Source organism: Streptomyces sp. NPDC045701 (genome assembly GCF_056432045.1).
Genome location: NZ_JBWKJV010000006.1, coordinates 230,778 through 242,870, shown reverse-complemented (window position 1 = coordinate 242,870; position 12,093 = coordinate 230,778). Strand labels below are relative to the sequence as shown.

The following is a 12,093-nucleotide window of genomic DNA, read 5'->3' as shown; positions in this document are numbered from 1 at the left end:
CACACCCCAGGGGCCGGGGGCGGCGTGCGACGCGGAAGCCGAGGATGGTCACACAGGGCTCCGGAGCCGGTGGGAACGCCCGTCCGTAAACCCCGCCGACAAGCACGGCTCTCCGGACCACGTCAGGATGCGGGCGATCCCCGGTTCGGCCGACCGGGGATCGTCGGTCGTCCAGGCAGGCTTCGCACGGCGGCATGCGACCGACCGCACGTCGAGGGACGGTGTCCTCCGTCAGCAGGCGGCAAGCGGCACTGTCGCACCTCCTGGCGACGACGCCGAACACTTGGAAAGCGCCTGCCGTGGGCGCATCCGAGACACGAGACTCCGGACCAGCCGGAATGCCGGTCGAGAGAAGCGTCCTCACACCCAGGAGCCGCGCACCAGGGCAGCCGGGACCGACGGTGCTCACGGCACGACCGATCACCAGGGCGCAGCACTGGGGTGCTGACGACGCCCACGGACCCGGGGAAGGCGTAGCGACGGTCCAGGGCGCGCGGCAACCCCACAGCCGCACCGCTCTCCCCCTTTTCACTCCCCGAGCCCACTGTCTTCCCGCATTACCCCGGGGGGGTATATGCTCTCGGCGATCAGGGAAACCCCCGGGGGGTATCTCCGCAACGAAAGGGCAGAACGATGTCAACCGTCAACCCACGGCGCTGGTGGGCACTTCTCGTGCTCGCCGCCGCCCAGTTCATGGTCATCATGGACACCTCGATCATCGGCGTGGCGCTTCCCGAGATGCAGCGCGACCTGGGCTTCTCCCCCGGCGACCTGCAGTGGGTGTTCAACGCCTACGTGATCGCCTTCGGCGGTCTGCTGCTGCTCGGCGGCCGGCTGTCCGACCTGATCGGGGCTCGCAAGGTGTTCGTCGCCGGCTGGGTCACCATGATCGCGGGCTCTGTCGTCGCAGCGGCTGCGAGCACCGCCTGGGTGGAGATCATGGGCCGCGCCGTACAGGGCGCCGGTGGCGCCCTGATCGCACCGGCGTCGATGACCCTGTTGATGATGCTCTTCGGCCACGACCCGAAGGAACTCGGCAAGGCCCTCGCCCTCTACGGAGCGGCGGCTCCGGCCGGCGGCACGGCCGGCGTGTTCCTGGGCGGGGTGTTCACCGAGTGGATGAGCTGGCCCTGGGTCTTCATCATCTACATCCCGATCGGCATCGCCACGCTCCTGGCCACCGGCCTGCTCCCCGCGGTCGCCGGACGACGCGGCTCTGTGGACATCCTCGGCGCTGTGTCCGTGACCGCCGGCCTGGCGCTCGCCGTCTTCGCGATCGTCCGCGCGCCCGAGGTCGGATGGGGCTCGGGCGAGACCGTGCTCGAACTCGTCGGTGCGGCGGCCCTGCTGATCGTGTTCTTCCTGGTGCAGCGCTCGGCCAAGGCCCCGCTCATGCCGCTGGGCGTCTGGCGCACCCCGGGCCTCGGCATCTCGAACCTCGCGATGACGCTGCTCGGAGCCGCGTGGATCCCCATGTGGTACTTCCTCAACCTCTACCTCCAGCAGGTCCTCGGTTACGGGGCCTTCGCCAGCGGCGCGGCGCTGCTGCCCATGACCGGGCTCCTGATGGTCTTCATGACGCTCATCACCGCCCGGCTGCTGGGCCGCTTCGGCGCCAAGCCGCTGATCGTGAGCGGCCTGCTGGTCCTCGCCGCCGGCCTGCTGTGGCTGGCGGCCGTCGAGCCGACCGGCACCTTCCTCATCGACGTACTGCCCGCATCGCTGGTCGCGGCGACGGGCATGTCCCTCGCGTACATCCCGGCCATGATGTCGGCCATCTCCGGCGTTCCGCAGGAGCAGGCCGGCCTCGCCTCCGGCATCGTCAACACCACGTACCAGGTCGGCTCCGCCCTCGGCCTGGCCGCCCTCACCGCCCTCGCCACCTCCCAGGGCGCCGACCGGCTCGGCGACCTGCCCGCGCTGACCGACGGCTTCAGCGCCGCTTTCCTGGGCGCCGCGGCAATCGCCGCCACCGGCGGAGCGCTCACCGCTGCGCTCATGCGAGGCACGAAGCCAGGAGCCCCGGAACCCGCCGAGGAGTCGGCAGCCAAGCGGAGCACCGCCGTGGGTTCCTGACGCATGGGCTGTCGCTCGGCAGCGTCAGAGGACCGCTGGGCCATCCCGTACCGATGGGTGCCGGATGGCCCTTCGGCATTCGGCTGCGGTCCCGGAGACGCCGCCCGCGGGAGCGTCGACCACGAGACCAGTGCGACTCGGACAGCCTCCGTCGCAGCCTCATTGAGCCCGGCCACGAGGCCCCGTCATCGCCCCCATGGTGGGCGCGCGCACTCCCTGGCCCGGAACTATGGTGTCCCACCACATACGCCTCTGACCTGCGCGTTCCTACGGTATGGCGACACGAACACGTCCCCGTCAACCGCCAGGAAGTGGTGCCGATGTCCTCCCCCGCGACCGCTCCACCAGCCCCGTCCAGTCTCAAGCGCATCGTCGCCGCGAGCCTCATCGGCACGACCATCGAGTGGTACGACTTCTTCCTGTACGGGTCGGCCGCCGCGCTGGTCTTCAACAAGCTGTTCTTCCCCGGCTCGGATCCGCTCGTCGGCACCCTGCTGTCCTTCCTGACGTACGCCGTCGGCTTCGCGGCCAGGCCGCTCGGGGCGCTGGTGTTCGGGCACTTCGGGGACCGGCTGGGTCGCAAGAAGCTGCTGGTGCTGAGCCTGCTGCTGATGGGTGGGGCGACCTTCGCCATCGGGCTGCTGCCCACCCACGCGACCATCGGGACGGCGGCGCCCGTCCTGCTCACGGTGTTGCGGCTGGTGCAGGGATTCGCGCTGGGCGGCGAGTGGGGCGGGGCCGTGCTGCTGGTGTCGGAGCACGGGGACGCGGGCCGGCGGGGCTTCTGGGCCTCGTGGCCGCAGACCGGGGCGCCCGCGGGGCAGTTGCTGGCGACCGGGGTGCTGTCCGCGCTCACCGCGCTGCTGTCGGACGCGGCGTTCACCTCGTGGGGGTGGCGCGTCCCGTTCCTGCTGTCGGGCGTGCTGGTGGTCGTCGGGCTGTGGATCCGCCTCTCCGTCGACGAGTCGCCCGTCTTCAAGGCCGCGCTGGCCCGGGCCGAGGCGCGGAAGGCGGAGAGCGCGCAGGTGGAGAGGATGCCGCTGGTCGCCGTGTTGCGGCATCACTGGCGCGACGTGCTCATCGCGATGGGCGCGCGGATGGCCGAGAACATCAGCTACTACGTGATCACCGCGTTCATCCTGGTGTACGCCACGACGTCGACCGGGCTCAGCAAGCAGACCGCGCTCAACGCGGTGCTGCTCGCCTCGGCCGTGCACTTCGCGGTGATCCCGGCCTGGGGGGCGCTGTCGGACCGCATCGGCCGCCGGCCGGTCTATCTGATCGGAGCGGTCGGTGTCGGAGCCTGGATGTTCCCGTTCTTCGCCCTCATCGACACCAGGAGCTTCGGCAGCCTGCTGCTCGCCGTGACCGTCGGACTCGTGCTGCACGGGGCGATGTACGCGCCGCAGGCGGCGTTCTTCTCCGAGATGTTCGCGACCCGGATGCGCTACTCGGGCGCCTCCATCGGCGCGCAGTTCTCGTCCGTGGCGGCCGGCGCCCCCGCGCCGCTGATCGCGACCGCGCTGCTCGCCGAGCACGGCAGCTCGACGCCGATCGCCCTGTACGTCATCGCCGCGGCGCTGATCACCGTGGTCGCCATCGGGTGCGCCAAGGAGACCCGCAACCGGGACCTGGCCGACGACGTGGAGGACGAGCGGGTCATGGCGGGGCGCTGAGACCCGCCGGCCCCGCGCGAACGGCCGGCCGCCCCGGTGGGGCGGCCGGCCGTTCAGCGCGCGACCGCCGCGGACATCGCGTGCAACCGCAGCGCGAGCTGGATCTCCAGCGCCCGGGGCGGGGACTGCCAGTCCGGGCCGAGCAGCCGGCCGACGCGTTCCAGGCGCTGCGCCACCGTGTTGACGTGCACGTGGAGTTCGTCCTTCGTCCGCACCGGGCTCATCCCGCTCGCGAAGTACGCGTCGAGCGTGCGCACCAGTTCCGTGCCGCGGCCGCGGTCGTAGGCGACGACCTCGCCGATGGTGCGGTCCACGAAGCCGGCGATGTCCCGGGCGTCGGCGAGCAGCAGGCCCAGGAAACCGAGGTCCGGGGCGGCGGCGCCCTCGCCGGAGCGGCCGAGCAGGCGCAGGGCGTCGAGACAGCGGCGGGCCTCGCCGTAGGCGGGGGCTATGTCGCCCGGGCGGGTGGCGGGCGCGTCGACCGGCGAGGAGGCTCCGACGGTGACCGGTTCCCGCAGGGCGCCGCCGAGGTGCTTGGCGGTCTGCCGGGCGAGCTCGGCCGCGGTGTCGCCCGGCTCCAGCGGCAGCAGCAGCACGGTGCCGCCGTCGCGGGCGGAGGCGAGGCCGTGGCGGGTGGCCGCCAGGTGCGAGGCGGCCGACCAGAGGCGCTGCCGGTCGGCGCCGTCCCGGTCGCCGACGGGCGGATCCGGGCGGTCGACGCGGGCCGCCAGCACCACGTGCGGGGCGTCGAAGTCGGTACGCAGGCGGGCGGCCCGCTCCCTGAGCAGCCGCCGGTCGCGCTCGGGCGCGTCGAGGAGGTCGTCCAGCAGCTCTCCCCGTACCCGCTGCTCCGCCTCCCCCGCGGAGCGCCGGGCCAGGAGCAGCAGGGAGGTGACCATCGCGGCCCGCTCCAGGGTCCGCTGGTCGACCGGGTCCAGGTCCGGCTGGCCACGCAGCACCAGGGCGCCGAGGGCCTCCCCGCCGGCCGACACGGCCGCGACCCACTCGCCGCCGCGCCGTGTCGCGTGGCCGTCGGCGCACTCGGCGGGCAGCGGCCCCTCGGTGAACTCCACCGAACCGTCCAGGACCTCCGAGAGGGCCGACGCCACGTCGTGCACACCGCCGCCCCGCAGGACCAGCTCGGTCAGCCGGTCGTGCACCTCCGACGCCCGCTCGATGACACCGCTGTGGGCGCGGATGATGCCGTTGGCCCGCTCCAGCTCGGCCAGCGCGGACCTGGTCTCGGCCAGCAGGTTGGCGGTGTCGATGGCGACGGCGGCGTGCGCGGCCAGCGAGCCGAGCAGCGCGACCTGCCCGCGTTCGAAGACACGGGCGCGCCGGTCGGCGGCGAAGAGCACGCCGATCACCTGACTGCCGAGCGTGAGCGGCACGCCGAGGATCGCCACCAGGCCCTCGTCGCGGACGCCGGAGTCGATGGTCCGGGTGTGCCGGAACCGCTCGTCGTCGAAGTAGCTCTCCGTCACGTACGGCCGGGCGGTCTGGGCGACCAGGCCGCCGAGGCCCTCCCCCATGCCCAGGCGGAGCTGCTGGAAGCGCGCCGACACGGAGCCCTCGGTGACCCGCATGTAGGTGTCGCCGGCGGCCGGGTCGTTGAGGCTGAGGTAGGCGACCTCGGTGCCCAGCAGGGAACGCGCGCGCTGCACGATGGCGCGCAGCACCGCGTCGAGGTCGCGCAGCCCGGCGAGGTCGTGGGCGGTCTCGAAGAGCGCGGACAGCTCCGCCTCGCGGCGCCGGCGCCCCTCCAGCTCGGCGCGGACGCGCAGCGCGAGCTGCTTGGCGTGTTCGAGCTCGGCGAGCGCGGCGGGTCCCGCGCCGCTCGCGCGGGCGAGCAGCACGGGCCGGTCGTACGCGTCGGCGGGCGCCCCGCGCGCGAGAAGCCCCAGGTAGGCGGCCGGATCGGCGCTGGGCTCCGGGTCGCGGAGCTGTTCTTCGGACATGGTCACAGGGATACCTGCCGTACGGGTGGTCGCACCAGCCCTGTGGAAGACCGGCGGCGGGTCAGTGCGCGGTCCAGCCGCCGTCGAGGACGAGGGAGGTACCGGTGATGAACGAGGCGGGCGGCGCGCAGAGGTAGGCGACGGCCTCGGCGACCTCCTCGGGCTCGACGAGCCGCTTGACCGCCGAGTCCTTCAGCAGGACGTCGGTCACGACCCGCTCGGGCGGGATGCCGTGCGCCTCCGCCTGGTCCGCGATCTGCGCCTCCACCAGGGGGGTGCGGACATAGCCGGGGTTGACGCAGTTGGAGGTGACGCCGTGCGGGGCGCCTTCGAGGGCGGCGGTCTTGGACAGCCCCTCCAGGCCGTGTTTGGCGGCCACATAGGCGGACTTGTAGGCGGAGGCGCGCAGCCCGTGCACGGAGGAGACGTTGACGATGCGGCCCCAGCCCTGGGCGTACATGTGCGGCAGCGCGCCCCGGATCAGCCGGAAGGGCGCCTCCAGCATCACGGTGAGGACGGTGTGGAAGACGTCCGGGGGGAAGTCCTCGATGGGGCGGACCAGTTGCAGTCCGGCGTTGTTGACCAGGATGTCGGTGCCCGCCGCCAGGTCCTCCGCCGCGTCGAGGTCGGTCAGGTCCAGTACGTGGGGTTCGACCGCCCCGGCCGTGGCGGGCGCCGCCGCGGCCAGGGCCTCCAGGCCGGGGGCGTCCCGGTCGACGGCCCTGACCTTGGCTCCGGCGGCCGCGAGGCGCAGCGCGCAGGCGCGGCCGATGCCGCTCGCCGCGCCGGTGACGAGCGCGGTGCGGCCGCCGAGGTCGGGGGTGGTGACGGTGTGGGGTGCGGTCATGCCTGGCACCTTATGAAGCGGGCCGGGCTCGACCGATGTGGCCCGCGCCCACACTTCGGCCTAGTCGGCCGTGGTGGAGAACCATGTGGGGCCGTCGGTAAGGGCCTGCTTGATCCGGAACAGCTCTCCGGGGCGCAGCGACGGCAGCGCGTCCAGCGGGAACCACCCCACCTCCAGCGACTCGTCGTCGTTCACGCGCGCGTCCCCGCCCACCGCCCGGCAGCGGAAGCAGGTGTCCATGTACTGGCACTGGTCGCCGTTGGGGTACGTGACCGGCGGCGTCGTCTCCACGAGCACCACGCGCTCGACGACGCACTCGACCGCCGTCTCCTCCAGGACCTCGCGCACCACGCTCACGGCCGGCTGCTCCCCCGGCTCCGGGATGCCGCCGATCAGCGACCACCGGCCGTTGTCGACGCGTCGGGCCAGGAGGACCCGCCCCTCGTCGTCGAGGACGACGGCGGTGACCCCCGGCAGGAACAGCAGTTGGTGCCCGGCGGTGGCCCGGACGGCCCGGATGAAGTCAGGAGTTGCCATGCCTCCGACCCTAGGGGGTGCCTTGCCGATCCGACCTGATCGGCAAGACACCCCCTAGGCCACGGACTTCCGGCGGCGTACGGTTCGGGACGCCGCCCAGCCGAGCCCCACGGCGGCGAGCGCGACCAGGGCGGCCTCGGGAAGCGTGCCCATACGGGTCGCGGGCGTGCGGGAGGAACGCAGCGGCACCTCGGCCACCAGGGCGTCCGGGGTGAACATCCGCGACTCCCGCACGATGGTGCCGTCCGGCCGGATGATCGCGCTGACCCCACTGGTGACGGGCACGACCACGGAGCGGCTGTGCTCGACGGCCCGGACCCTCGACATGGCGAGCTGCTGGTACGTCATCTCGCTGCGCCCGAAGGTGGCGTTGTTGCTGGGTACGGAGATGAGGCGGGCGCCGTGCGTCACGGTGTCCCGTACCGCCCAGTCGAAGGCCGCCTCGTAGCAGGTGGCGAGACCCACCTTGGTGCCGGCGAGGTCGAACACGCCGACGGCCGTGCCGGGGCCGAAGTCCCGGCTGACCCGGTCCACGTTCTTGTTGAAGATCCGCACGAAGGACCGCATCGGAATGTACTCGCCGAACGGCTGGACGTGCCGCTTGTCGTACGTCGCGACCGGCCCGGCCTGCGGGTCCCACTGGATCAGGGTGTTGCGGAGCTTGCCGGTCTCCGGGGTGATCACGGCCCCCACGACGGTGGGCACGCCGATGGCCCTGACCGCCTGGTCGATGACCGCCCGGGCGTCGTCGTTGCGGTAGGGGTCCAGGTCGGAGGAGTTCTCCGGCCACAGTACGAAGTCCGGCCTCGGTGCCCTGCCGGCCGCCACGTCGGCGGCGAGCTGCTCGGTGCGGCGGGCGTGGTTGTCCAGCACCGCGCGGCGCTGGTCGTTGAAGTCCAGGCCCAGCCGGGGCACATTGCCCTGGATCGCGGCCACGGTCGCGGTGCCGTCCTCGGCGGCGTCGGAGACCAGCGGCTGAGCGGCCGCCGCGGCGGTGACCGGTACGCAGAGTGACAGCGCGGCGGCGGCGAGGGGCCCGCGCGGCAGCGCGCCGGCCGCCTTGTACGTACGGGCGACGCGTGCCGCCTCGTACAGGCCGAAGCCGCACAGGGCGACCGCGAAGCCGAGCAGGGGCGTGCCCCCCACGGCGGCGAGCGGCAGGAACAGGCCGTCGGCCTGCCCGAACGCGATCTTGCCCCAGGGGAAGCCGCCGAAGGGCACCCGGGCGCGCGCCGCCTCGCCCGCGATCCACGCGGCGGCGGCGAACACCGGCCAGGCGGGGAGCCGGGACACGGCGGCGACGAGGAGGCAGGCGGCCGCGACGAACAGCGACTCGGCGGCGACCAGCGCCAGCCAGGGCCCCGCTCCGACCTCCTCGCCGGTCCACACCAGGAGAGGCAGCAGGAAACCGAGACCGGTGAGGTAGCCGAGACCGAAGCCGGCCCTGAGCCGCCGGCCGCGGAGCGCCCGGCCGAGGAGGGCGAAGCCCGGCACGGCGAGCCACCACAGGGGGCGGGGCGGGAAGCTCAGGAACAGGAGGACACCGGACAGCACCGCCGCGGCCGGCCGCGCCGTCCACCGCGGCAACCGGCTCCGCCGCCGCTCTTCGGGGGCGGGCGGAGGGACGTCGGCGGTGGTCATGGTGGCGCTCACGTGCGGAGTGTACGGCGACCACCTGTGCGAACCCCAGCGCGGGCGGGCCGCCGGACCACTGCGACGGCGCCGGGACGGGCCCCGGGACACGGCTCGTGGACGGCTCCGGCAACCGTTTGGCGCGGGAGGCCGGAGAGGCGTACGAGACGGATGAGGCGGATGAGGCGGTCAACACCGGGGAGGGACGGGGCAGTGTCAGGAGCGGGGGCCGGTGCCGCCCGGGCGGCCGGGCACGGGGGCTCCCTCCGGGCCGGGGTCCCCGGGGCCGAGGTCCTCCTTGCCGAGGTCCCCGGGTTTCGGAGCCCCGGGTGCCGCCCGGTCCGGGGGGCCCACCCACGCGCCCGGGGCCGCGGCGCGCCGCGGGCCGCGGAGTCGCAGGCGGTGGCGGATGACGCGCACTGCGGTCTCCGCGTCGTCGACGGTGATGGTGAAGCTCCGCCCGTCGCCCAGGGTGAGGACCACGGCCTCGCCCCGGCGCACCACGACCGCGGTGCCCTTCTCCGGCAGCCAGCGGTAGCCCCAGCCGCCCCACTGGCGCGGTGTGACGGACGGGGCGAAGTCGGCGGCCACGACGGAGTCGAGCGGGATGCGCCGGCGTGGCACGCCCATGTGGCCGCAGCGCACTTCGAGGGCGTGCGGGTCCACCGTGAGCTCGACGTGCAGGAAGGCCAGCGTCCCGAAGAGCACCAGCAGTCCCGCCGTGACGCAGCCGATGACCGCCATCAGCAGGGCGGCGGTGCCGGAGGTCCACGACAGCTCGACGGCCAGTTCGATGCCGAGGGCCACGCAGGCCGCCCCGGCGGCGGCCGGCGCCCACTGGACGCGGTTGGTGGCCCGCCCGGTCCACACGTCCGGCACCGGGTCCGGGGAAGGTCGCTGGTCCCGGGGGTGGTCCATGTGTAGCAGCGTACTCACGGTACGCGACCGCGGCCTCCCGGCCGCGACCGCGCGGAGGAACGTTCCGGCGGCCTCAGCTCGTGGGCGCGGTCGCGGCGAGCAGGCGGCCCTCGGCGTACCGCAGGGCCGCCGCTGGGAGGTCCGCCTCACGCCCGCTGAGCAGCACCGTGAGGTCGGTGCTCGGGGGCGCGGTGGGGTCGGCGAGGGTGCCGGTGCGGCGCAGCGCCTGGGCGGCGACGGCGTCGGCTGAGCCGTGCAGCAGGACGGGCGGCCGGCCGGCGGGCCGCACGGCCTCCCGGATGCGCTCGGCGACCAGTTCGTAGTGGGTGCAGCCCAGGACGACGGACCTGACGTCGGGGGGCGTGAGCGCGGCGGCGGCGGCGATGGCGCGGTCGACGGCCTCCTCGTCGGCGTGCTGGACGGCGTCGGCGAGGCCGGGGCAGGGGACCTCGGTGACGTCGACCGATCCGGCGAAGTCGCGGATGAGCCCGCGCTGGTACGGGCTGCCGGTGGTGGCGGGGGTGGCCCAGATGGCGACGGGCCCGCCGCCGGCCGCGGCCGGTTTGATCGCGGGGACGGTCCCGATGACCGGGATCTCCGGTTCGAGCTCGGCGCGGAGGGCGGGGAGCGTGTGCACGGAGGCGGTGTTGCAGGCGACGATGAGCGCGTCCGGCCGGTGCGCCGCGGCGACCCGGGCGACGGCGAGCGCGCGTGTGGTGAGGTCGTCGGGCGTCCGGGGTCCCCAGGGCATGCCGTCGGGGTCGGAGGAGAGGACGAGAGCCGCGTCCGGCCGCAGACGGCGCACCGCGGTGGCCGCCGCCAGGAGGCCGATTCCGGAGTCCATGAGCGCGATCTTCACCCGGTCACCCTAGCCGACGCCCTTGCACTCCTGCCGTTGTGGGGCAGACTGCGGCGAATGAGCACCATTGCGTGGATCGCCCTGGCATCGCTGGCCGCCTGGGTGTGGCTGCTGCTGGGGCAGGGGTTCTTCTGGCGCACGGATCAGCGCCTGCCGCGCCGGTCGGCGCCGGCCCGGTGGCCGTCGGTCGCCGTGGTGGTGCCGGCCAGGGACGAGGCGGAGGTGCTGCCGCTGACCCTGCCTTCCCTCCTGGCGCAGGACTATCCGGGGCCGCTGGAGATCTTCCTGGTCGACGACGGCAGCGGGGACGGTACGGGGGACGTGGCGCGCGCCCTGGCCGTGCGGCACGGAGGGCCGCCGCTGACGGTGGTGTCGCCCGGGGCGCCGCAGCCCGGCTGGACCGGGAAGCTGTGGGCGCTGCGGCACGGCATCGAGCGGGCACGCGCGCGTGGAGCGGAAGCTCTCGCGGAGGCGGGTGGGGCGGCGGGCACGGGAGGGAAAATGGACGCCGGCCCGGACGCCTGTGCCGGACGGGGCGCGGGCACGGTGGGGGAAGAGGACGCCGGGCCGGACGCGGCCGGAGCTGGCGGTCCGGAGTACCTGCTGCTGACGGACGCGGACATCGCGCACGAGCCGGACAGCCTGCGGGAGCTGGTGTGCGCGGCCACCTCGAACGGGCTCGACCTGGTGTCGCAGATGGCCCGCCTGCGGACGGTGACCGCCTGGGAGCGGCTCATCGTGCCCGCGTTCGTCTACTTCTTCGCGAAGCTGTACCCGTTCAGGCGGGTGAACCGGGCGGGGGCCCGGACGGCCGCCGCCGCGGGCGGGTGCGTACTGCTGCGCACGGACGCGGCCGTCCGTGCGCGCGTTCCGGAGGCGATCCGCCAGGCCGTCATCGACGACGTGACGCTGGCGCGGGCGGTCCAGCGGGCGGACGGGCGGATCTGGCTGGGGCTCGCCGACCGGGTGGACAGCGTCCGCCCCTGTCCCCGGCTGGTGGACCTGTGGCGGATGGTGGCCCGCAACGCCTACGCCCAGCTGTGGCACAACCCGTTCGTGCTCGTCGGCACGGTGGCGGGGCTGGCGTTGGTGTACGTGGCGCCGCCCGCCGCGCTGGGCGCGGGGCTGTTCGCGGGGGACGCGGCGGCGGGTTCGCTGGGCGCGGCGGCGTGGGCGGTCATGGCGGGGACGTACGTCCCGGTGCTGCGCTACTACCGGCAGTCGCTGTGGCAGGCGTTCCTGCTGCCGTTCACGGCGTGCCTGTACCTGTGCATGACGGTCGACTCGGCCGTACGGCACCACCGGGGCCGAGGGGCCGCCTGGAAGGGCCGCACCTACCCCCGTCCCGAGATGACGGCGGACAGGTGACGGATCGTCAGGCACGGTACGGGAAAGGCGAAGTCGGCGCCGCAGCGCACTTTTGCCGGCACGCGGAGTGACGTCCGCCCAATTCGGCGACGCGGAGATGTGAAGACTTCGCGTCGCGGCGGAACATTGATCCAATTTAAGCATGGACATGCAGAGACTCCGGCGCCGCCGATCGCCGCGCGGATTTATGTATGGGCCACCTGGCCGACGGCCGCGACGGGC

Annotated in this window: 8 protein-coding genes and 1 pseudogene; 3 read left to right on the top strand and 6 right to left on the bottom strand. The window is 73.9% G+C overall.

Annotation, left to right across the window (positions count from 1 at the left end; genetic code table 11):
- Window positions 1–633: 633 nt before the first annotated feature.
- Both AC07DW_RS10500 and AC07DW_RS10495 read left to right on the top strand, forming a co-directional pair.
- Window positions 634–2,076 (top strand): MFS transporter, encoded by a 1,443-nt coding sequence (locus AC07DW_RS10500; protein ID WP_478857240.1) that lies wholly within the window; start codon window positions 634–636, stop codon window positions 2,074–2,076.
- 320 nt (window positions 2,077–2,396) lie between these two features.
- Complete coding sequence (locus tag AC07DW_RS10495) at window positions 2,397–3,752, top strand: MFS transporter (RefSeq protein ID WP_478857239.1); 1,356 nt, start codon at window positions 2,397–2,399, stop codon at window positions 3,750–3,752.
- 53 nt (window positions 3,753–3,805) lie between these two features.
- On the opposite strand, the gene AC07DW_RS10490 is transcribed toward AC07DW_RS10495, so the two are convergent.
- The 6 genes and pseudogenes from AC07DW_RS10490 to AC07DW_RS10465 all read right to left on the bottom strand — a co-directional run bounded on the left by AC07DW_RS10490 (window position 3,806) and on the right by AC07DW_RS10465 (window position 10,503).
- Window positions 3,806–5,710 carry a helix-turn-helix domain-containing protein gene (locus AC07DW_RS10490; RefSeq protein ID WP_478857238.1) on the bottom strand — a complete coding sequence of 635 codons (1,905 nt, stop codon included), beginning with the start codon at window positions 5,708–5,710 and terminating at the stop codon, window positions 3,806–3,808.
- Window positions 5,711–5,771: 61 nt separating this feature from the next.
- Window positions 5,772–6,557: a 3-hydroxybutyrate dehydrogenase gene (locus tag AC07DW_RS10485; RefSeq protein WP_478857237.1), complete on the bottom strand. Its 786-nt coding sequence runs from the start codon at window positions 6,555–6,557 to the stop codon at window positions 5,772–5,774.
- A 60-nt stretch (window positions 6,558–6,617) separates the two neighbouring features.
- Window positions 6,618–7,094, bottom strand: coding sequence for an NUDIX hydrolase (locus AC07DW_RS10480; protein ID WP_478857236.1), 477 nt, complete (start codon window positions 7,092–7,094; stop codon window positions 6,618–6,620).
- A gap of 54 nt (window positions 7,095–7,148) precedes the next feature.
- Window positions 7,149–8,747, bottom strand: a complete 1,599-nt coding sequence (gene lnt / locus AC07DW_RS10475) for an apolipoprotein N-acyltransferase (RefSeq protein WP_478857235.1) — start codon at window positions 8,745–8,747, stop codon at window positions 7,149–7,151.
- Window positions 8,748–9,095: 348 nt separating this feature from the next.
- Window positions 9,096–9,644: pseudogene (locus AC07DW_RS10470) on the bottom strand (hypothetical protein); the annotation flags it as partial.
- Between the two features lie 73 nt (window positions 9,645–9,717).
- Window positions 9,718–10,503, bottom strand: coding sequence for a glutamate racemase (locus AC07DW_RS10465; RefSeq protein ID WP_478857234.1), 786 nt, complete (start codon window positions 10,501–10,503; stop codon window positions 9,718–9,720).
- Between the two features lie 57 nt (window positions 10,504–10,560).
- Here AC07DW_RS10465 and AC07DW_RS10460 point away from each other — a divergent pair, with 57 nt between their 5' ends.
- Entirely contained in the window at window positions 10,561–11,871 is a 1,311-nt protein-coding gene (locus AC07DW_RS10460) for a glycosyltransferase (protein ID WP_478857233.1), read from the top strand.
- Window positions 11,872–12,093 lie beyond the last annotated feature (222 nt).